General features: G+C 67.3%; 17 protein-coding genes and 1 pseudogene. 9 read left to right on the top strand and 9 right to left on the bottom strand.

What is annotated here, in order from left to right:
• Positions 1 to 56: 56 nt before the first annotated feature.
• Together ppgK and map are read right to left on the bottom strand one after the other, a co-directional pair.
• The gene (gene ppgK, locus ACFUTU_RS19580) at positions 57 to 860 is read right to left on the bottom strand and encodes a polyphosphate--glucose phosphotransferase (RefSeq protein ID WP_377967331.1); all 804 of its coding nucleotides are present in this window, start codon (positions 858 to 860) and stop codon (positions 57 to 59) included.
• Between the two features lie 81 nt (positions 861 to 941).
• On the bottom strand, positions 942 to 1820 hold the full coding sequence (gene map / locus ACFUTU_RS19575; protein ID WP_377967329.1) for a type I methionyl aminopeptidase: 879 nt from the start codon (positions 1818 to 1820) through the stop codon (positions 942 to 944).
• 124 nt (positions 1821 to 1944) lie between these two features.
• Between map and ACFUTU_RS19570 the strand changes: the two genes are divergently transcribed.
• On the top strand, positions 1945 to 2109 hold the full coding sequence (locus tag ACFUTU_RS19570; protein WP_377967327.1) for an SPOR domain-containing protein: 165 nt from the start codon (positions 1945 to 1947) through the stop codon (positions 2107 to 2109).
• A 69-nt stretch (positions 2110 to 2178) separates the two neighbouring features.
• On the opposite strand, the gene panB is transcribed toward ACFUTU_RS19570, so the two are convergent.
• Positions 2179 to 3084, bottom strand: coding sequence for a 3-methyl-2-oxobutanoate hydroxymethyltransferase (gene panB, locus ACFUTU_RS19565; protein ID WP_377967325.1), 906 nt, complete (start codon positions 3082 to 3084; stop codon positions 2179 to 2181).
• A gap of 241 nt (positions 3085 to 3325) precedes the next feature.
• Between panB and glnA (ACFUTU_RS19560) the strand changes: the two genes are divergently transcribed.
• From glnA (ACFUTU_RS19560) to ACFUTU_RS19540, 5 genes are all read left to right on the top strand, one after another.
• A complete protein-coding gene (glnA, locus tag ACFUTU_RS19560; RefSeq protein ID WP_377967323.1) occupies positions 3326 to 4666 on the top strand; it encodes a type I glutamate--ammonia ligase in 1341 nt (446 codons plus the stop codon).
• A 9-nt stretch (positions 4667 to 4675) separates the two neighbouring features.
• The gene (locus ACFUTU_RS19555; RefSeq protein ID WP_377967321.1) at positions 4676 to 7687 is read left to right on the top strand and encodes a bifunctional [glutamine synthetase] adenylyltransferase/[glutamine synthetase]-adenylyl-L-tyrosine phosphorylase; all 3012 of its coding nucleotides are present in this window, start codon (positions 4676 to 4678) and stop codon (positions 7685 to 7687) included.
• Between the two features lie 21 nt (positions 7688 to 7708).
• Positions 7709 to 8134 (top strand): VOC family protein, encoded by a 426-nt coding sequence (locus tag ACFUTU_RS19550; RefSeq protein WP_377967319.1) that lies wholly within the window; start codon positions 7709 to 7711, stop codon positions 8132 to 8134.
• Positions 8135 to 8140: 6 nt separating this feature from the next.
• Positions 8141 to 8656 (top strand): GNAT family N-acetyltransferase, encoded by a 516-nt coding sequence (locus ACFUTU_RS19545; RefSeq protein ID WP_377967317.1) that lies wholly within the window; start codon positions 8141 to 8143, stop codon positions 8654 to 8656.
• Between the two features lie 313 nt (positions 8657 to 8969).
• Entirely contained in the window at positions 8970 to 9425 is a 456-nt protein-coding gene (locus ACFUTU_RS19540) for a hypothetical protein (RefSeq protein WP_377967315.1), read from the top strand.
• A gap of 122 nt (positions 9426 to 9547) precedes the next feature.
• On the opposite strand, the gene glnA (ACFUTU_RS19535) is transcribed toward ACFUTU_RS19540, so the two are convergent.
• On the bottom strand, positions 9548 to 10972 hold the full coding sequence (glnA, locus tag ACFUTU_RS19535) for a type I glutamate--ammonia ligase (protein WP_076797997.1): 1425 nt from the start codon (positions 10970 to 10972) through the stop codon (positions 9548 to 9550).
• A gap of 270 nt (positions 10973 to 11242) precedes the next feature.
• On the opposite strand from glnA (ACFUTU_RS19535), the gene ACFUTU_RS19530 reads away from it, so the two are divergent.
• Positions 11243 to 11680 (top strand): RDD family protein, encoded by a 438-nt coding sequence (locus ACFUTU_RS19530; RefSeq protein ID WP_377967313.1) that lies wholly within the window; start codon positions 11243 to 11245, stop codon positions 11678 to 11680.
• Positions 11681 to 11722: 42 nt separating this feature from the next.
• Here ACFUTU_RS19530 and ACFUTU_RS19525 read toward each other — a convergent pair.
• From ACFUTU_RS19525 to lipB, 4 genes and pseudogenes are all read right to left on the bottom strand, one after another.
• A pseudogene (locus ACFUTU_RS19525) lies at positions 11723 to 12034 on the bottom strand (DUF3817 domain-containing protein); the annotation flags it as partial.
• 143 nt (positions 12035 to 12177) lie between these two features.
• Positions 12178 to 12930 carry a DUF4191 domain-containing protein gene (locus ACFUTU_RS19520; RefSeq protein WP_377967311.1) on the bottom strand — a complete coding sequence of 251 codons (753 nt, stop codon included), beginning with the start codon at positions 12928 to 12930 and terminating at the stop codon, positions 12178 to 12180.
• A gap of 88 nt (positions 12931 to 13018) precedes the next feature.
• Positions 13019 to 14038: a lipoyl synthase gene (gene lipA / locus ACFUTU_RS19515; protein ID WP_377967309.1), complete on the bottom strand. Its 1020-nt coding sequence runs from the start codon at positions 14036 to 14038 to the stop codon at positions 13019 to 13021.
• Positions 14035 to 14703, bottom strand: a complete 669-nt coding sequence (gene lipB / locus ACFUTU_RS19510) for a lipoyl(octanoyl) transferase LipB (protein WP_377967307.1) — start codon at positions 14701 to 14703, stop codon at positions 14035 to 14037. Before lipB ends, lipA begins: the two co-directional genes overlap by 4 nt.
• Positions 14704 to 14889: 186 nt before the next feature.
• On the opposite strand from lipB, the gene ACFUTU_RS19505 reads away from it, so the two are divergent.
• Positions 14890 to 16761: a serine/threonine protein kinase gene (locus ACFUTU_RS19505; RefSeq protein WP_377967305.1), complete on the top strand. Its 1872-nt coding sequence runs from the start codon at positions 14890 to 14892 to the stop codon at positions 16759 to 16761.
• Between the two features lie 60 nt (positions 16762 to 16821).
• Here the strand turns inward: ACFUTU_RS19505 and ACFUTU_RS19500 are convergent, their stop codons facing one another.
• Complete coding sequence (locus ACFUTU_RS19500) at positions 16822 to 17715, bottom strand: TIGR01777 family oxidoreductase (RefSeq protein WP_377967303.1); 894 nt, start codon at positions 17713 to 17715, stop codon at positions 16822 to 16824.
• A gap of 73 nt (positions 17716 to 17788) precedes the next feature.
• On the opposite strand from ACFUTU_RS19500, the gene ACFUTU_RS19495 reads away from it, so the two are divergent.
• The gene (locus tag ACFUTU_RS19495) at positions 17789 to 21415 is read left to right on the top strand and encodes a S41 family peptidase (protein WP_377967333.1); all 3627 of its coding nucleotides are present in this window, start codon (positions 17789 to 17791) and stop codon (positions 21413 to 21415) included.
• Positions 21416 to 21507 lie beyond the last annotated feature (92 nt).

Here is a 21507-nt window from a genome sequence, read left to right as displayed (position 1 = left end):
GGGCAGACACTGTGTCTGCCGCCTTCGGCGTTGGGGGCGTTCCCGAAGCCGGGCTGCTATTTTGCCAGCTCGTGCTTGACGGCGATCTCCAGGGCGGCACCCACGATGCCGGCCTCGTTCTTCAGCTCAGCAGGAACGATCGGCGTGCGCAGCTTCAGGCGCGGCAGGTACTCGTCCGCACGCTTGGAGATGCCGCCGCCGACGATGAAGAGCTCGGGGGAGAACAGGAACTCGACGTGGGAGAAGTAGCGCTGCAGCAGGACGCTGTATTCTTCCCAGCTGAGTCCATCCCGCTCCCGGGCCACCGCTGACGCCTTGCTCTCGGCATCGAAACCGTCGACCTCAAGGTGGCCCAGTTCGGCGTTGGGAACCAGATGGCCGTTGAAGATGAACGCGGACCCGATGCCGGTGCCGAGCGTGATGACCAGAACAGTGCCGCCAATTCCGGCGCCCGCACCGTACCGGGCTTCTGCCAGGCCGGCGGCGTCGGCGTCGTTGATGACCTCCACTGGGCGGCCGAGCCGCGCCGTGAGCAACGCATCGATATCCGTGTTGAGCCAGCTCTTGTCCACATTGGCTGCGGAGTGGACCACACCGTGCTGGATGATGCCGGGGAACGTCACACCGATGGGGCTGTCGGCCTCCGGCGCGTCGGGGCGTGCCTGCAGCTCCTCGACCACCTTGGCCACCACCTCTACCACCGCCTCCGGAGTGGCCGGCTGCGGGGTCGCCAGGCGGAAGCGATCGCCGATCAGCTTGCCCTTCTTCAGGTCTACGATGCCGCCCTTGATTCCGGTGCCGCCGATGTCGATGCCGATCAGCGGGGCGTTCTTGCGGGTCTTTTCGTCCTTCTTGGCCAATGGGATTCCGTTCGTGGCAGGGTAGGGGCTCGGGCTGGGCAAGGGTGAGTTGCCGCCAATGACGCGGGCGGTTGCCTGGCGTCAGGGAAGGGTGAGGATTTCGGCACCTGATTCGGTGACGAGAAGTGTGTGTTCGAACTGCGCGGTGCGCTTGCGGTCCTTGGTGACCACGGTCCAGTCGTCGGCCCACATGTCCCATTCGATGGTGCCGAGCGTCAGCATCGGTTCGATGGTGAACACCATGCCGGGCTCAATGACGGTGTTGTAGGCGGGCGCGGCGTCATAGTGGGGGATGATCAAACCGGTGTGAAAGGCCTCGCCCACACCGTGGCCGGTGAAGTCCCGGACCACGCCGTAGCCGAAGCGCCGGGCGTAGGACTCGATGGCGCGGCCGATCACGTTGATCTGGCGGCCGGGGGCCACGGCCTTGATGGCACGGTTGAGGGATTCACGGGTCCGTTCAACCAGCAGCCGTGACTCCTCGTCCACATCGCCGACGAGGAACGTGTGGTTGGTGTCGCCGTGGACTCCGCCGATGAAAGCGGTGATGTCGATGTTGATGATGTCGCCGTCCTGCACCACCGTGCTGTCCGGAATGCCGTGGCAGATGACCTCATTCAGGGAGGAGCACAGGGACTTGGGGAAGCCGCGGTACCCCAGTGTGGAGGGGTAGGCGTCATGGTCCAGCAGGAACTCGTGGCCGATCCGGTCCAGTTCGTCGGTGGTGATGCCCGGCCGGATGTGGTTGCCCACCTCCACGATGGCCTGGGCCGCGATCCTGCCTGCCACCCGGATCTTCTCGATGGTTTCCGGCGACTTGACCTCGGAACCGGTGAATTTTGCCGGGCCCGGCTTCCCGACGTACTCCGGCCGCGGGATCGACGCGGGCACCGGCCGTTGCGGGCTGATGGTTCCCGGGGTAAGCGTGCCGGTGGGTGCGGTCGAGGCTAAGGAAGGCATAGATTGATCATATAAGGCAGGGCAGAACGCCATGGAAATTAATGCGCCCGGTGGCAACCGAAGCGGGTTAAGTTACGTGGATCACGGCCGCCGCCTGCTGCTAACCGGAAAGCGAGGAACACCGATGCCCGAGTACTGGTACAACGTCAACACCCACCAGGTCGAGGAAGATGCATTGTCGGACTGGAGCCAGCTGATCGGTCCGTACAAGACCCGGGAAGAAGCGGAACACGCGCTCGAGAAGGTCAAGGCCCGCAATGTCGCCTGGGAAAAGGGCGACGACGACTGACCGGAGCCGACTCACCGGAAGTGCCCGTGCCTCGAGGAGCGCCCGGTTCTAGAAAGAGTGCGCCAGGTTCTAGAAAGAGTGCTCTGGACCGGGGAACTGTCCGGAACGGACATCCTCCCCGTAGGCTTTGGCGGCGTCGCTCAGCACGGTCCGGAGATCCGCATACTGCTTGACGAACTTGGCCATCCTGCCGCCGCGCAGGCCTGCCATGTCCTGCCACACCAGAACCTGTCCGGTCGTGGCATTGCCGGCGCCGATGCCGATGGTGGGCACCGCGACGGCAGCGTCTACGGCCTTTGCCGTCTCGGCGGGAACCATCTCCATGAGCACGCAGAATGCGCCGGCCTCGGCCAGTGCCGCGGCGTCCTCCACGAGCCGGGCGGCGTCGTCGCCCCGGCCCTGCACCCGGTAGCCGCCCAGGGAGTGTTCACTCTGGGGCGTGAAGCCGATGTGTGCCATCACGGGAATTCCCGCCTGGACCATGGCGCGGACGGTGTCGGCGTAGAACTTGCCGCCCTCGAGCTTCACGGCGTGCGCCAGGCCCTCCTTCAGGAAACGCACTCCCGTGGCCACGGCCTGCTGCGGCGACACCTCGTAGCTTCCGAAGGGCAGGTCAGCCACCACGAGGGCGCGCCTGGCTGAACGGGTGACGGCACGGCACAGCGGCAGCAGTTCATCGACGGTGACGGGGAGGCTGGTTTCGTTGCCGAAGACGTTGTTGGATGCGGAGTCACCCACCAGGAGGACCTCGATGCCGGCCTGGTCGAAGATCTCAGCCGTGTACTGGTCGTACGCGGTCAGCATGGCGAAGTGTTCGCCGCTGGTTTTGGCCTGCTGCAGGTGGTGTGTGCGGATCCGGGGCAGCGGCTTTTTCGCCGCTTCCGACGCCGGTGCTGCGGCTGCCGCCGGGCCGTTCCCGTAGGGTGCAGGTGCTTCAGCGGACATGCTCGGATCGGGACTGCTGGTTGAGGCCATGCCACGAGCGTAGTCCGCGACCTGCCATGCTAGCCACCGGCCGCCGCGGGATCCCGGGTGATTCGCGTCATAGCCGGCCCGCCCGCACATGGCGTACGGTCCGGCGGCGGCGTGTTAACGCTGTGTTACAGGGCGGAGCCCCGCCAGCACCACGCCTAAATGCTTAGTAAAGTGATTCGTGAGCTGCCCTGCTCCGTCGAGGACGGACAAGGGCATGGATGCAGACCGGAGAAGAGGCTTCATGGACCGCCAGCAAGAGTTTGTCCTGCGCACGATCGAAGAGCGCGACGTACGCTTTGTGCGCCTGTGGTTCACCGACGTCGTGGGCTCGCTCAAGTCGGTGGCGCTGGCACCTGCCGAGGTTGAAGGTGCCTTCGATGAGGGCCTTGGCTTCGACGGCTCGGCAATCGAAGGCCTGGCCCGCGTCTTCGAGTCGGACATGCTGGCACAGCCGGACCCGTCCACCTTCCAGATTCTTCCCTGGCGCGGCGAGACCGAGCAGACCTCCCGCATGTTCTGCGACATCCTCACTCCCGACGGCGAGCCCTCGGCGGCGGATCCGCGCAACGTCCTCAAGCGCACACTGGCCAAGGCAGCCGACATGGGGTTCACCTGCTACACGCACCCCGAGATCGAGTTCTACCTGCTCAAGTCGCAGGAGCCCGGCCCGGACGGGTCCCCCGTTCCGGTGGACGAGGGCGGCTACTTCGACCATGTCCCCGGCGGCGTGGCCCAGGATTTCCGCCGCACCGCGGTGACCATGCTGGAATCCGTGGGCATCTCCGTGGAATTCAGCCACCACGAGGCCGGCCCGGGCCAGAACGAAATCGACCTGCGCTACGCGGACGCCCTGCAGACGGCGGACAACATCATGACGTTCCGCACCGTCATCAAGGAGGTGGCGCTGCAGCAGGGCACGTATGCCACGTTCATGCCCAAGCCCTTCACGGCCCACCCGGGCTCCGGCATGCACACGCACTTCTCGCTCTTCGAGGGCGACACCAACGCGTTCTTCGAGGCGGGTGCAGAGTTCCAGCTCTCCAAGACGGCGCGTCAGTTCATCGCCGGCATCCTCAAGCACGCCCCCGAATTCACCGCGGTCACCAACCAGTTCGTGAACTCCTACAAGCGCCTTTGGGGCGGGGGAGAAGCGCCCAGCTACCTGAGCTGGGGCCACAACAACCGCTCCGCCCTCGTCCGGGTCCCGCTGTACAAGCCGGGGAAGGGCCAGTCCGCGCGGATCGAATACCGCGGCATCGACTCGGCCGCCAACCCGTACCTGGCCTACGCCGTGCTTCTGGGCGCGGGACTGAAGGGCATCGAGGAGGGCTATGAACTGCCGGCGGCAGCCGAGGACGACATCTGGTCGCTGAGCTCCGCGGAGCGCCGGGCGATGGGACACGACCCCCTTCCGGCCAGCCTGCATGACGCCATCCGTGCCATGGAGGACTCGGAACTGATGCCGCAGATCCTCGGCGAGCAGGTCTTCGAGCACTTCCTCCGTAACAAGCGGGCGGAATGGCAGGACTACCGCCTGCAGGTGACGCCCTATGAGCTGCAGCGCAACCTCGCCATACTCTAGGCGGCTGCGGTGAGCTTGGCCCGCCGGCTCATAACCGCCGGCTTTAGCGACCTCGAGAAGGGTGAGCGGTTCCTTGCCGCCCCCGAACTCGAGGGCATCGAGCAGGATGTCCTGTTTGCCGGGCTGCAGCTGGCGGCAAGCCCGGACACCGCCCTGCAGTCCCTTGTCCGGCTCATCGAAAAGCATCCCGACCTGCGGAAGCTGGCAGCGGCGCACACCGAGGTGAGCGAACCGCTCTACCGGGTGCTGGGTGCGAGCGAGGCGCTGGGTGAATTCCTCATCCGGCGCCCGGAGCACCTGGACGCGTTCAGCGTGACCGCCAGCCCGGAACCGCTCCCGGCCGATCCCGCCGAGCTGCGCGCCCAGCTCCTCAGGTCGGTCCGCGCCGATCCCAGCGCTGCCCGGCCGGTGGCAGGCATAACCGGCCCGGAGGCTTACGGGGCGCTCCGCACCGCTTATCGCCGCGGCGTGGTGGACCTTGCCGTCAAGGACCTCTGTGCCGCCGATCCGCTGGACTTCATGCCCGCTGTCGGTGCCGAACTTGCCGACCTGGCAGGTGCGGCCATTGAGGCCGCCCTGGCGGTCTCCCGCGCCGAAGCGGCGGAAAAGTTCGACGCCGGCGAGGTCGCCGACGTTGCACTGGCAGTGATCGGGATGGGCAAGTGCGGTGCCCGGGAACTGAACTACATTTCCGACGTCGATGTCATTTACGTCGTGGAGGCAGGGGAGCAGGATGATGCCCGTGCCAGCACCATCGGCACGGCGCTGGCCTCCGGGATCTCGCGCGCCATTTCCTCCCCGGCCCGTGAGCCAGGCCTGTGGGAGGTCGACGCCAACCTGCGTCCGGAGGGCAAGTCCGGTCCGCTGGTCCGGACTCTGCCTTCGCACCAGAGCTACTACGCCCGCTGGGCCGAAAGCTGGGAATTCCAGGCACTGCTGAAGGCACGGACCATCGCGGGCGACGCGGAGCTGGGCGCCCGGTACGAGGAGGCCGTCTCGCCGCTCGTGTGGACCTCGGCAAACCGGGACGGGTTTGTGGAATCGGTGCAGGCCATGCGCCGCCGGGTGACCGAACACATCCCCCAGGCCGAGGAACAGCGGCAGATCAAACTGGGCCGGGGCGGGCTGCGCGACGTTGAATTCACCGTCCAGCTCCTGCAGCTGGTGCACGGCAAGTCGGACGAATCCCTGCGGCACCGCGATACGACGTCGGCCATTGCTGCCCTCTCTGCCGGCGGGTACATCGGCCGGGCGGATGCAGCCGAATTCGACCGCGCCTACCGTTATCTGCGGCTGCTTGAACACCGCATCCAGCTTTTCCAGCTGCGCCGCACGCACCTCATGCCGGTCAAGGAAGAAGCCCTTCGGACCCTCGCCAAAGCCGTGCTGGGTCCGTTCTCCACCGACCGCCCGCACCCGGATGCGCTGCTGGCCGGGTGGCAGCGGACAAAACGCTCGGTCCGCGAACTCCATGACCGGATCTTCTACCGTCCGCTCCTGAACACCGCTGCCAAGCTGAGCAGCGAGGATGCCCGCCTGACGCCGGAGGCCGCCCAGGGCCGGCTCGCTGCGCTCGGTTACCGGGATCCGCAGGGTGCCCTCCGGCACATCGAGGCCCTCACCGCAGGGGTCAGCCGGCGCGCTGCCCTGCAGCGGCAGCTGCTCCCCATCCTCCTGGGCTGGCTGGCCGAGGGTGTGGATCCCGACGCCGGCCTGCTCGCGTTCCGCAGGATCAGCGAGTCCCTCGGCACAACACACTGGTACCTTGGCATGCTGCGGGATTCCGCGGCCGCGGCCGAGCGGCTGTGCCACATGCTGTCCAACTCCCGCCTCATTGCCGACCTTCTGGAAGTGTCACCGGAGTCGGTGTCCTGGCTGGGCACGGACAAGGGCCTCGCTCCGCTCAGCTTTGAGGCGCAGTGGCAGGAGATCGCCTCCAAGATGTCCCGGCACGAAGACCCGGAAAGCGCCATGCGCCTCATCCGGCTTATCCGGCGCCGTGAAATCCTCCGCATCGCCATTGCGGACAGCGCCGGCCTGCTGCGGCAGGACCAGGTGGGCGAGGCACTGGCCGAGACCGACCGCGCGGCGATTCTGGGCGCCCTGCGGGTGGCCGAGAACATCGTGTCCGCCGCCGGCCCGCTGAAGACTTCGGTGCTGGTGGTTGCCATGGGCAGGCAGGGCGGGCTGGAGATCGGTTATGGTTCCGACGCCGACGTCATGTATGTCCACCGGGCACTGCCTGGAGCATCTGACGATGAGGCCCAGCAGCAGGCCGCGAAGATCGTGGGCCATATTTCCACGCTCCTGACCCAGCCCCTTAAGCCGGCGATCATGGCCGAGCGCGTGCTCGCCGTCGACGCCGACCTCCGCCCGGAAGGCAAGAGCGGGGCGATGGTTCGGTCGCTGGAGTCCTACAGCGAGTACTACCGCCGCTGGTCGCTCATCTGGGAGGCACAGGCTCTGCTGCGGGCCCGCCCCATCGCCGGGGACGACGGGCTCGCGGCCGATTTCGTGAAGCTGATCGATCCCATCCGGTACCCGGAGGCCGTCTCGGACGCGGACGTCCGGGAGATACGGCGCATCAAGGCGCGGGTGGAGTCCGAGCGGCTGCCCCGCGGCGCCGATCCTGCCAGGCACCTGAAGCTGGGCCGGGGCGGCCTGAGCGACGTCGAATGGCTGGTCCAGCTGCTGCAGCTCCAGCACGCCGGAAACCACCCCGAACTCCGCACCACCTCCACCCTGAAGGCCCTGACGGCCGCTGAGGGGCTGGGGCTGCTGGAGAGCGATGATGCCGGCCTGCTGGCGGACGCCTGGCGCCTGGCCAGCCGCATACGCTCGGCGAACGTCATCTGGACCGGGCGGGCCTCGGACCTGCTGCCCTCGTCACGCCGTGACCTGGAGGCTGTGGCCAGGTGGTGCGGCTACGAGGAAGGGAAGGCCACGGCGTTCGAGGAGGACTATCTGCGGGTGAGCAGGCGGGCCCGCGGGGTCTTCGAGAAGATCTTCTACGGCCAGTGAACCGGTGCTAGGTTTGGGCGCATGGCTACCCAAATCTTCATGAATCTGCCCGTCAGGGACCTGGACCGGTCCGTGCAGTTCTTTACGGCGCTGGGTTTTTCCTTCAATCCGGACTACACGGACGAGAACGCCACCTGCATGGTGATCAACGACGACGCCTATGTCATGCTCCTGGTCGAGAATTTTTTCAAGACGTTCACCTCGAAGGAGATCGTGGACGCGACCTCGGCTACTGAGGCCATCATGGCCTTCTCGGTGGACAGCCGGGACGCCGTGGACCAGATGGTGGGCAAGGCCCTCGCCGCCGGCGGAACAGAGTCCCAGCCGGTGCAGGACTACGGCTTCATGTACAGCCACAGCTTCCAGGATCCGGACGGCCACCTGTGGGAGGTCATGTGGATGGATCCGGCGGGCCCGCTGGCCGACGGGGCGGCACATGCCTCCTGAGGGATCATGAGTCCCGACGTATGGCTCATTCCGTTGCGGGACCTCGACGCGGACGCCCGCGCCGTCCAGTTGGGGGCGGTGGCGGAACTGGAACTTGCCCCGGGCCAGCAGGAGTTTGTGGGCGATCCCCTGCGGATGATGCTGGCGGGGCTGGAGGACGCGTCGCGCCGGCCCTATGTCATCGAGGCGGGCGGAAAGGCCGCCGGGGTGCTGACGCTGCAGTCGGGGGCAGCACGCCTCGCCGGCTGGCCCGACGACGACTCGGCCTGGCTGCTGCGCGGGTTCCTGATCGACCGGCGGCGGCAAGGCCAGGGGCTGGGGCAGGCGGCAGCCTCCGCGGCAGTGGCGGCAGCCGCCAAACTGACAGCAAGGCTGGGAGGCGGCCAGGCCGGCGTCGTGCTTTCAGTCAACGAGCGCAACCCCGCCGGGCAGGGTGCCTACCTCAAGGCCGGCTTTGCGGACAAGGGCGCCTATCTGGGCGGCGAAGCCGGCCCGCAGCGCACCATGTTCGCCGCGTTCTGAGCGCCGAAGCTGCGCGGAAACGACGGCGGGCCGTTGCGTGCGTCCGGTGGCGTGCCTACGCTGAGTCTTGGCAGTGCACTTCAAACCTTGTTGGGGGGAAGGCTTGAAAAGGTCTTCGTCTCGGAGGCACTCGCCGGAACAGGCTGGCTCCCGGTCTCAGCACGCCCGGAGCCAGCTTTCGGCGCCCCAGTTTTCGGCGCCCCAGCTTTCGGCGCGCCAGCGGCGGCAGGATGAGGACCATGCCCGGGCGCACGCGCAGGGAAGCCGCGCCCGGACGCTTAGGAGGGCCGAGCTGCTGCTCATCGGGGCGGGCGTGGCCGCCACGCTCATCGCGGCGGGGTACCAGTACCTGGGCATCAGAAGCACCCTGGAGAGCAGCACTGCATCCTCCCTCTACGCCCAACAGCAGGAGATCGACAGGATCTTCGTGGACCAGCCGGACCTGCAGCCGTACTTCTGGGACCACCGGGAGCTGCCGGACGCGGCGGTGATCCGGGATCCTGCGGCGAAGCGGGAGGCGCAGCAGCTGGCTGGCCGGGCCGAGGCGACGGCGCACCGGATCCTGGATCACTTTGCCCATTTGAAGTACCAGATGGGAACGCAGGCCTTCACTTCGGAGCGGGCGGACTGGGAGGCCTACATACGGCGCAGTTTCGCTGACTCACCCGTTCTGTGCCGGGCGCTGCAGGATGACAGGGAGGCCTTTGGCGGCACGGGCCCGGACTCGCTCTGGGGACGGTATGCCGCCGAACCCTGCCGGGGCACGTAGCGCGGAAACGGTCTGTCCTAAAACGGCCAAGGGCGGCCACCGGCCGGAACCGGTGGCCGCCCTTGGCGGTGTCGGGAGTATCTCCCTGCGTCAACTGGTCAGACCAGGTCAAACTGGTCAGACTAGACGCCGTAGTAGAGCTCGAACTCGTAGGGGTTCGGGCGCAGCGACAGCGGACGGATCTCGTTCTCGTACTTGTACTCGATCCAGGTGTCGATCAGGTCCTGGGTGAAGACGCCGCCGGCCTGCAGGAACTCGTTGTCCTCGCGCAGGGCCTCCAGGGCTTCCTCGAGGGTGCCCGGAGCCTTGGGGATGTCCTTGGCTTCTTCAGCGGGGAGCTCGTAGAGGTCCTTGTCGATCGGAGCCGGGGGCTCGATGCGGTTGCGGATGCCGTCGATGCCGGCCATCAGCTGTGCAGCGAAGGCCAGGTACGGGTTGGAGGAGGGGTCCGGAGCGCGGAATTCGATGCGCTTGGCCTTCGGGTTGGAGCCCGTGATCGGGATACGGATACCGGCGGAGCGGTTGCCCTGCGAGTAGACCATGTTGACCGGGGCTTCGAAGCCCTTGACCAGGCGGCGGTAGGAGTTGACCGTCGGGTTGGTGAACGCGAGCACAGCGTCGGCGTGCTTCAGCAGGCCGCCGATGTACCAGCGGGCGGTGTCGGACAGGCCGGCGTAGCCCTTCTCGTCGTAGAACAGCGGCTCGCCGTTGCTCCACAGCGACTGGTGGCAGTGCATGCCCGAGCCGTTGTCACCGAAGACCGGCTTCGGCATGAAGGTGACGGACTTGCCCCAGGCGTCCGCGGTGTTCTTGATGACGTACTTGAACTTCTGCAGGTCATCGGCCGCGTGGGTCAGCGTGGTGAACTTGTAGTTGATCTCGGCCTGGCCGGCGGATCCAACTTCGTGGTGGCTGCGCTCAACCTCGAGGCCGGCCTCGTCCAGGGCGACGCACATGGCGTCACGCAGGTCGGCCTGCTTGTCGGTCGGGGAGACCGGGAAGTAACCGCCCTTGACGGGGGTCTTGTAGCCCAGGTTGCCGCCTTCTTCTTCACGGCCGGTGTTCCAGTGGGCTTCTTCGGAGTCGATCTTGTAGAAGCTGCCCTCCGGGGAGGACTGGTACTGGACGTTGTCGAACACGAAGAACTCTGCTTCGGGAGCGAAGAACGCGGTGTCGGCGATGCCGGTGGAGGCGAGGTAGGCTTCGGCCTTCTCTGCCACGCCACGGGGGTCGCGGTGGTACGGGTCGCCCGTGCGGGGGTTCACGATGGAGAAGTTCAGCGCAAGGGTCTTCTCCATGCGGAACGTGTCCAGGAACGCGGTGGTGACGTCCGGAATGAGCTGCATGTCAGACTCGGCGATGCCCTGGAAGCCGCGGATGGAAGAACCATCGAACAGCTGGCCGTTGACGAAGAAGTCGGCGTCCACGCTCTTGGCGGGCACGTTGAAGTGCTGCTGAACGCCGGGGAGGTCGGTGAAGCGGATATCGATAAACCGAATGTCTTCATCTTTGATGAACTTGAGGACTTCGTCCGCAGTCTTGAACATCTATGCTCCTTACGCATATGTAATAACTGGCTGTAAAGCCAAGTGGGCCAGCGCAATCCAAGGGGCGGAAACACAAAAGTGCCCCGCTCCCGGCTCACTAGCAACTGTTAACACCCTAGGGATTCGGGATTTCCCGTCCGTGTCAGCATTGTTTCCGGCAGGTTACAGAACCCCCTGCTATGTAAACGCTATACGGTGTCCACACTGTGGTCCACGCCTATCCAGCCTGTGGGCGTCAGCCGCGCCGCGCAGGCTCGGTAAACTTGACAGGTGGTAGATCGCAAAGACATCGGTTCATGGCTCAGCGGGCCCGACACTTCCGGCATTTCCAAGTACCCGGGGGAGCGCCTGGGCTTCCCCGAATCGGGTCCGGGGTCCATGGCCCGGGCAGGCCGGCGGATCCTGGCGATCATCATCGACTGGACCATCGCGCTGCTGATCAGCAACGTTTTCCTGGCGGGCAATTCCATGGCTACCCTCGCTGTCTTCGCAGCGGAGCAGATCCTGCTGATTGGAACCCTTGGCTACAGCATCGGCCACCGGCTGATGGGCATCCAGGTGGTGAAGCCGGACGGTTCACCGGCCGGGCCGCTGGCCGCCCTGGTCCGCACCGTCCTGCTCTGCCTGGTGATCCCGGCCGTCATCTTCGACCCCGACCAGCGCGGGCTCCATGACAAGGCCATGAACACCGTCCTCATCCGCAGGTAGCCGGCTGCCCGCGTGCAGTCGGGTGTCCGCCGGCAGCCGGTCAGCCGGCAGATACCCCCGGCGGAGCGCCCACCGCTCAAACAGCACCGTGGCGAAGGGAAACACCGCCGAAAGACCGGCAAACAGCGCGACCGTGAACGGCCAGCGCTGCAGCCGCCACAGGGCAAGGGCCGCCAGGCTGTAGCCGATGAACAGGGCACCGTGCACCGGTCCGGCCAGCTGCACGCCCAATTCCGTGGTCCCGGCGATCCACTTGAAATACATGCCGGCCAGGAGGGCGGCCCAGCTGAAGGCTTCGGCGACCGCCAGGAGGCGGAAGGCACGTACGACGGCGGACACGGACGGGAATTTCACAGGAGGCTCCGGCTTCTGTAGGTGGTCTGGCTGGTTGGAACATGCGGCTCACACGAAAGCGCCGCTCCAACGAAAGCGCCGCTCCAACGAAAACGCCCCGGGGCCGGCGCAGATGCGGCGGCCGCCGGGGCGGTTCGGGCGGGCTAGCGTCCGCGCTGGGGGCGGGCCCTGTAGGGGTCCACGCCCTTGGGGATCGGAAGGCGGGTGCCGAGCGATGAAATGCGCTTGGACACGGCGCTGACCTCGGTTTTGGTGAGCTCGTTCTTGAGCTTGTTCATCTTCTTCGCCACCTGGCTGATGGGTACCTGCCCCTCGCCGCGTCCGGTTTCGATGACGTGGATGGTGACGTTGGGAAGGATGCGTGCCAGCTTCTTCCGCTCGCCTTCGATCAGCGGGCGCACGCGGTGCGTGGGTCCTTCGGCAACGAGGACGACGCCGGGACGGCCCACGGCGCGGAAAACGGCATCCTGAGTCCGCGGATTCACTGCCACGGGCTGTTCCTCGGTGATCCAGCCCCTCCGGAGCGTGCCCAGTGCGGCGCCCGAGGCGCCCGGCTGGTTTTCGATCTGCGCAAACGCCGCGCGCTCGGCCCGGCGCGACAGGATCAGCGTGGCGGCCAGGAAGCCGAGCGGGATGCCGATGATGAGGCCCGTGACCCAGTTGTCCAGCAGGAAGCCGACGAGGAAGCTGACGGCAACGACGCCCAGGAACGCCAGCAGCATGAGCCACGGCACCATGGGGTCGTGGCGGCGGGTCATGTTGAAGACCTCGCGGATCTGCTTAAGCCGGCTGGGCTTCTTTTCCTTTACGGTTTTGGGCTTGCGCCCAAAAAGACCGCGCTTGGAGGCATCAGCGGCCGCAGGAGTGTTGTTGCTGGAGTTCGGGGATTTCGCCATAGTGCCTTAATTCTACGTGATTCGCGACAAAGGGCCGGACGCCGGAAAGTTCCGGTGTCCGGCCCCTGGCCATGGGAAATGCCCGCTGCTACTGGTGCGCCGCGAGCAGGGTGCTGGCTTCCTGGCGGGTGGTGCCGGAGTCCTGGATGCCGTCGGCGATGTGGGCGAGTTCGGCGGGGATGTCGCGGCCTTTTTTGCGCATGGCGGTGGCCCAGAGCCGGCCGGCGCGGTAGGAGGAGCGGACCAGGGGGCCGGACATGACGCCGAGGAAGCCAATCTCTTCGGCTTCGTGCTGCAGGTCGACGAATTCCTGGGGTTTGACCCAGCGGTCCACGGGCAGGTGCCGTTCGGAGGGGCGGAGGTACTGGGTGATGGTGATCAGGTCGCAGCCGGCGGCGTGCAGGTCGCGGAGCGCCTCGGAGATTTCCTCGCGGGTTTCGCCCATGCCCAGGATGAGGTTGGATTTGGTGACCATGCCCAGGTTCCGGCCCTGGGTGATGACGTCCAGGGAGCGTTCGTAGCGGAATGCGGGGCGGATGCGCTTGAAGATCCGGGGCACGGTTTCGACGTTGTGCGCGAAGACCTCGGGGGCGGAGTCGCAGATCGCTTTGATGTGGTCGGGGTTGCCGGAGAAGTCCGGGATGAGGAGTTCGACGCCGGTGCCGGGGTTCAGTTCGTGGATCTTGCGGACCGTTTCGGCGTAGAGCCAGACGCCTTCGTCCTCGAGGTCGTCGCGGGCGACGCCGGTGACGGTGGCGTAGCGCAGCTGCATGGACTGCACGGAGCGGGCGACCTTGGTGGGTTCGAACCGGTCCACGGGGGAGGGTTTGCCGGTGTCGATCTGGCAGAAGTCGCAGCGGCGGGTGCACTCGGAGCCGCCGATGAGGAAGGTCGCTTCCTTGTCTTCCCAGCATTCGAAGATGTTGGGGCAGCCGGCCTCTTCACAGACGGTGTGCAGGCCTTCCTTTTTGACCAGGTTTTTCAGGCCCACGAATTCCGGGCCCATCTGGACCTTGGCCTTGATCCAGTCCGGCTTGCGTTCCACCGGTGTGGCCGCGTTGCGCTGCTCGATCCGCAGCATTTTCCGGCCTTCTGGTGCCAGGGTCACAGGAGAGCTCCTTCGGGGGTTGCGACTAAAGCGTCTTCATTGTTGCGCAGTTCTTCGATGATCCGCGAAACGAGATCTGCCGGGGATACATCACGGCCGGTTTCCTGCGCGATCGTGGTCACACCTGCATCGGTGATTCCGCAGGCGATGATCTGGCCGTAGGGTGCGAGGTCGTTGTTGCAGTTAATGGCGAAGCCGTGCATGGTCACGCCCTGACTGACCCTGATCCCGATGGCGGCGATCTTGCGGTCCGGGCCCTTGGCGTCTGCCTCGATCCACACACCCGCGCGGCCCTTGATCCGGACCGCAGCGATGCCATAGTCCGCCAGTACCGCGATGATCACGGCCTCCAGGCGCTCCACGTAGTCACGGATGCCGGCCTTGTTCTTCAGCCTGATGATCGGGTATCCGATGAGCTGGCCCGGCCCGTGCCAGGTCAGCTTACCGCCGCGGTCTACGGGAACGACGGGTGTTCCGTCGAAGGGCCGCTCGTGATCCTCCGTCAGCTTTCCGGCCGTGTAGACGGCGGCATGTTCAAGGAGGAGAACTGTGCTGGGGGCCTTGCCGGCCAGGACGTTTTCATGGATTTCGCGCTGGATGTCCCAGGCATGGCTGTAATCGACGAAATCCGGGGCAAGACCGAGCTTTGTGAACTCAAGAGTCATGCATTCCAGCTTAGACCTCAGCTGCGATCCTGCCCGATAGTGTGCGCAAGCTCTCATCCTGTTCCCGGTCACATTCCGCCCCTTCCGCAGGGCTGCGTACGCGCCATTCGGAGTGTGGCAGCGGGCGGTAGGCCTGCCTGTGGATAACTTCTGCAGGAACTCCGGGTTTCCGGTACTCCTTAAGCCATGGACCAGCACAGCACGGGACACCACGATCTGGAACAAAGCGGTCTGGAAAGCGCCAACGGGACCGGCCACACTCAGGCGGAGGACGGGCCCGTCGTCACAGGCTACTCCGTCTGCCGCCGGCTGGGCCGTGGCGGCAGTGCCGAAGTGTGGCTGCTCTCGGAGAAATCCACCGGGGCGAAACTGGCACTGAAGTGCTTCGATCCGCCGGCGGGGAGTGCTGAAGCCGGCCGCCCTGCTCCCGGTTGCGGAACGGCGAGGGAGGAGGGCGTCCGCCGTGAAGTGCTGGTCATGTCCGTCCTGGACCACGAACACCTGGTCAAGGCCCATGGCGTGGTCAGAACGGGTGGTGCCGCGGACGGCAGTTTCGGGATCCTGCTGGACTATGCCGCCGGGGGTTCCCTCCAGCAACTGGTCAGCGCAAGGGGCCGGCTGAGTGTCGGCGAAACCGTCACCGTCCTGACGCCGATCGCACAGGTCCTGGGCTATCTGCACGGCAAGGGCTTCACCCACTCGGATGTGGCGCCCGGCAACGTGCTCTTCACTGCCCACGGAAAACCATTGCTGGCTGATCTCGGCATCGCCCGGATGGTGGGTGACGCTTCCGGAGTTCCGGACCGGCACACCGACGGTTTCACGGATCCGGCTCCGGTGGACGCCGTCCGGGCGGGACTGCAGCCGGAACGCGACGTCTATGCCGCCGCCGCATTGGGCTGGTACTGCCTCACCGGGCAGCCCCCTCCGCCGTCAGCAGCAAGGCCACCGCTCGCGCTGCTGGTCCCGGAGGTTCCGGCCGCGTTGGCGGCAGCGCTGGAGGCTGGTCTCAGCGACGACAGGCGGCGGCGTCCGGCGGCTGCGGACCTTGCCACGGCTGTTTACCGCAGCGCAGCGGCAGAACCCCTGGACCTGTCCCGTTCGGTCCATGACACCGTAATGCCTGAGCTGCTGACCCGACGCCCGCTCCCACCACCGGGCGGTCGCCTGACCAATAACCTGCGCGCCTGGGGAAGGCGTCTGAAAACGACGCGCTGGGTGAGGGTGGCAGCAAGGCTCGAACGGGTCGGGAACAGGGCTGAACCGGTGAGGAGCAGGGGTGGACGTGTCACGCGCCGGGGCGCACAGGTCAGGCATAGGGCGGAACGGCAGACCAAAGGCACGCGAACGGCGTTCAGTCCATCGCACGGCACCCTGACCTTATGGTCCCGGGCGGTCGCCGGCAGAGACTGGGCGGGCGCCGGCCGCCGCCTGGCGGTGGCCGGCACCGTGCTCGCGGCGGCGGTGCTGGCGGGCGCCGTGTTCCTGGGGCTGGCCCCGGCTGCGCCGGAATCAGGCCACTCTGCGCCGGAGTCAGGTCCAGCTGTGCAGGAGTCAGGCGCTGCGGCGCAGCCGGCCAACACCCCGGACGCCAACACCCCCGACGCCAACACCCCCGACGCCAACACCCCGGGTTCCGGCATTCCGGGTGATGTGCGGCGGCAGCTCGGCGCGAAAGATCCTGTCGCAGCGGTCCGCGGCCTGGCGCAACTGCGTTCGCTGGCGCTGCGCGAGGGCAAGCTGGACCTGCTCGACGCCGTGAACGCCCCGAACACGCCGGCTCATGCCGCGGACAGGGGCATCCGCAGCAGGCTGGAGAAGGCGGGGACAGTGCTGGCCGGTTTCAGGACCAGCCTTTCCGGCGTCCGCCGGCTGCCCGGAGGCACGAAGGGGCGGGCTGTCGTTGCGGCGACGTCATCGGCGACGGCGTACGAGGAGCGGGCAGCGGACGGGCGTGTGGATGCGAAGGGAGCGGCGCAGCAGGCCATCAGGCTGCGGCTGGTTCTTGTCCCGGTCGACGGGCGCTGGCGCATCGCGGACATCCTGCCCGCGGAGTGAACGCCACGGGCGGCCTGAACACAGATACAGCAATACAACGGGCACCAACCGGGAAAGCGGCTACTTGCCTCCGGCCACCCATTCCGCGGCGCGCGACACTGAGGGGTGCTGCCACGTGAACCCGCCGTCGCGGAGCAGGGCGGGCTCAATCCGCTGGCTGGCGAGCAGGAGTTCGCCGGCAAGCTTGCCCATGACCAGGCGCAGCGCCGGGGCCGGGACGCGCAGCAGGGCCGGCCGGTGCAGCGCCTTTGCCAGTTCGGCCACCAGGGTATTCACATCAGCGGCTTCCGGTGCCGCAAGGTTCACAGGGCCTGAGTTTCCGGATGTGAGGAGGAATCCGAACGCGGCGGTGAGGTCGGGGAGTGTGATCCAGGGCCAGTACTGCCGGCCGTTGCCCAGCGGGCCGCCAATGCCTGCACGCAGCAGCGGCAGCAGGCGGCCCAGGGCTCCGCCGGACCTGCTCAGCACCACGGCCGTCCGCGGCGTTACCACGCGGACGCCGGCGGGGGCTTCGTGGGCTGCCGCTTCCCACTCGACGCAGATGCGGGCCATGATGCCCTGTCCTGCGGGGGAGCGCTCCGTCAGCAGGGCGGCCCCGGCGTCGCCGTAGTAGCCGGCCCCCGACTGGCTGATGAAGATCGGCGGCGCGGAGTCGACGCTGCACATCGCCGCGGTGAGGGTCCGGGTGGGATCAAGCCGTGAACGGAACAGCTCATCGATGCGGTGCGGCGTCCAGGGCCTGGCACCGATATTCGCGCCGGAGAGGTTGATGACAGCGCCGGCCCCCTCCAGGCTGGCCGGGTCCAGCGTTCCGGTGGCGGGATCCCAGGGGATTTCCGACGGCGACTCCGGAGGCCGCCTCACCAGCCGGACGACGTCGTGCCCGTCGGAAGCGAGGCGGGAGGAAAGTGCGGTTCCAATGAGACCGGAGGCGCCGGCCATGACGATGCGCATGATCCATCTCACCATGCCCGGCACGGCGGGGCACCTCCCCGATGGCCACGTGCACCTTGACTATGATCGAACGATGACCTCTTCGAGTTACCTCCGGTTCCCTCATGTTCACGGCGATCTGGTCACGTTCGTGGCCGAGGACGACGTCTGGATTGCCCCCCTCAGCGGAGGCCGGGCGTGGCGTGTTTCCGCGCTCCAACTGCCGGCCCGCAATCCGCGCTTTACGCCGGATGGGAAGAAGCTGGTCTGGACGGTCGTCCAGGGGACCGCACCTGAGGTGGTCATTGCCGACGTCGACGGCGGGGGATACCGCCAGCTGACCTTCTTCGGCCACAGCACCACCCGGGTCAAGGGCTTCACACCTGACGGGGACATCGTGGTCACCAGCGCCTTCCGACAGGCCGAAAGCCGGCACACGCACGCCTACCGTCTGTCCACCGAAGGCGGCTGGGCAGAGGAACTTCCGCTGGGACCGGTCGAGTCCGTTGCCTTCGGCCCGGAACTCGGGGACGAAAAGCCTGTGGTGGTGGGCAGCGTGCTCTCCCGCGAGCCGGCCTGGTGGAAGCGCTACCGCGGCGGCACCGCCGGAAAGCTTTGGATCGATGCCGACGGCAACGGCGAGTTCGAACGGCTCCTTCCTGAACTGGACGGCAACCTCGCCGATCCCATGTGGGTGGACGGCCGCATCGCGTTCCTCTCGGACCACGAAGGCTACGGCAACCTGTACTCGGTCCTGCCCGGGGGCGGGGACCTGCGGCGCCACACCGACCACGAGGACTTCTACGTCCGCCACGCCGCCACGGACGGCAAGCGCGTGGTCTTTGAATCGGCAGGTGAGTTGTGGCTCCTGCATGACCTTGGCTCCGAGGCCGTCCGCCTGGAGGTAACGCTCGGGTCCGCTTCCCAGGGCCGCCGCCCCTCGCTCCTCAAAGTCGCCAAGCACCTCGGTGATGTCCGGCCGGACATCACCGGAGAAGCCAGCGCCGTGGAAGCGCACGGCACCATCCACTGGCTGCGGCACAAGGACGGCCCGTCCCGCGTGGTCGAGGCCACGGCGGGTGTCCGCGCCCGCCTGCCGCGCCCCCTGCCGGACGGGCGCATTGCGTACGTGGCGGACCACGGCGGCGACGAGGCCCTGTTCATCACGGAAATCGCCCCGCAGATCCCGGCACACGAAGGCGCCGGCCAAACACCGCACGCAGCTGCAAAGCCGGCCGCGGCAGCAGGCGGCGGCGAGGGGACCACTCCCGCCGCAAAGCAGGAAGCCGCCGCCCCCGCAGTGTCCCTGCCCAGGCCGGTTTCCGCCGCCGGTGTGGCGGGACAGGGTGCACCATCGACGGGTGTTCCGGCTCCCCGCGTCACTCATCCGGTGGCCGACGACGCGGCCGCCGACCTCGCCCCCGCCGCAGCAGCAGCAGCCGGGACTGAGGCAGGCCAGGCCATCATCAGTATTCCGGGCGGGTCCAAGCCGCTCACGGTCCGGTTCCCCAAGCCAACACGTGCCAGCGCCATCGAAACCAGCCCCGACGGCCGCTGGATCGCCATCGGAACCGCATTTGGCGACGTCTACATCGCGGACAGCCGGGACGGCAAGCTGACGTCCGTCACCAGCATTGGCGAGGGCAGCATCGAGGACTTCGCCTGGTCGCCGGACTCCGCCTGGCTGGCCTGGTCGGAACCGGTGACCTCCTTTGGGTCGCGCAGCCGCCTGCGGCTGGTTCACGCCACAGCTGCGGAGGCCGCAGCTGCCAACACCAAAGCCGCGGCCGGAGAGGCTGCCATCGTGGACGTGACGGACGGGCGCTTCCGGGACCAGTCGCCGTCGTTCTCCCCGGACGGCAACTTCCTGGCCTTCCTCTCCAACCGCAGTTTTGATCCGGTCTACGACGGCCACTCATTCGACCTGTCCTTCCCCAGCCCGATCAAGCCCTACCTGGTGGCACTGGCGGCGGACACGGCGTCGCCGTTCGGCCCGAGCGTGGCTCTGCCGGAGGACAGCACCGCGCAAAACACCGGTGTGCATGACAGTGCCGCCGCCCAGGAAGGCACGTCCGCCGAAGGGCAGGCCACTCCTGCCACCGTCAGGGTGGACGCTGAAGGCCTTGCCCACCGGGTCATCAGCGTTCCGGTCCCGCAGGGCAACTACTCGGATCTGGCTGCCACCGACGGTGCGCTGCTGTGGCTCGACAGCGCCCTGGCCGGAGTGACAGGGGAGGGCAGGGCCAGCCTGGAAGACAAGAACGCCGCCCCGAGCCTGGTCCGCTTCGACCTGGCCAAGCGAAAGACCAGCACCCTGGTCGATGCCCTGAACAGCTACCGCCTGTCCGGCGACGGCAAAAAGGTGGTCCTGGTCCACGACAAGCAGGTCCGGGTGGTGCCCTCCGACGCCAAAGCAGACGAAGAGTCCGGCCAGGTGGTCAAGGTGGACCTCACCCGCATCCGCGTCCTGATGGACCCACTGAGCGTATGGGGCCAGGCGTTCGACGAGGCGTGGCGCCTGCAGCGCGACTTCTTCTGGACCGAGGACATGGCCGGCCAGGACTGGGACTCCGTCCACGCCCGCTACCGTCCCATCGTGGAACGGCTCGGCTCGCACGACGACCTTGTTGACCTGCTGTGGGAACTCCACGGCGAGCTCGGCACGTCGCACGCCTACGTGCGCCCGGCTGCGGCGGTGGAAAACGGCAGCAACGGCCAGGGCCGGCTGGGTGCCGACCTCGCGTTCACCGGCGACGGCTGGGAAATCGAGCGCATCCTGGCCGGTGAATCGTCGGACCCGCTGGCCACATCGCCCCTGACCCGGCCGGGTGCCGACGCCAAGGCCGGGGACGTCCTGCTGGCGATCGACGGCGTGCGTCTCACGGAGTCGCTGACCCCGGCCATGCAGCTGGTGGGTGCGGCGGGACGCGCGGTGGAACTGACCATCCGCAACGGCGCCGGCCACGGCGCGGCAGCGGGCGCCCAGCGCAGGATCGCCGTCGTCCCCATCCGGGATGAGGAACGGCTCCGCTACCAGGACTGGGTCAACGCCAACCGCCGGACAGTGCGCCAGGCCTCCGACGGCAAGTTCGGCTACCTGCACATCCCGGACATGCTGGCGAACGGCTGGGCGCAGCTCCACCGGGACCTGGACACCGAGACGGCGCTGGACGGCCTGATCGTGGACGTGCGCCGCAACCGCGGCGGACACACCTCACAGCTCGTGGCGGAGCTGATCGGGCGGAAGGTGACCGGCTGGAGCATGCCCCGCGGTGAAAAGCCGCGCACCTATCCGCACCACGCACCGCGCGGCCCCGTCATCATCCTGGCCGATGAATTCGCCGGCTCCGACGGTGACATCATCACCCAGGTCTCGAAGCTGCGCGGCATCGGCCCGGTGATCGGCACCCGCACATGGGGCGGCGTCGTCGGCATCGACAACCGGTTCACGCTGGCTGACGGCACCGGGGTGACCCAGCCCCGCTACGCAACGTGGTTCGGCGGCGGTGTTGGCTGGAGCGTCGAAAACCACGGAGTGGCGCCCGACATCGAAGTGACGTTCCCGCCGCACGCCTACGCCGCCCGCCGGGACCCGCAGCTGGAATACGGCATCACGGCGCTGAAGGAAATGGTGCAGGAGCTGCCGACGGACCGTCCGCCGGCCCGCGAGGGCTACCGTCGGCTGCGCCCGGCCCCGCTGCCGGCCCGCCGCCACAGCTAGAGCCGCCACAGCTAGAGCCGCTAAAGCTAGAGCCGCTAAAGCCAGAAACGCGAAGGCCCTGTTCCCCCTGGATTCACCAGGGGGAACAGGGC

It is taken from the genome of Arthrobacter sp. NPDC057388 (genome assembly GCF_042668165.1).
Classification (GTDB): domain Bacteria; phylum Actinomycetota; class Actinomycetes; order Actinomycetales; family Micrococcaceae; genus Arthrobacter.
This window is presented reverse-complemented; position numbering and strand designations above follow the sequence as displayed.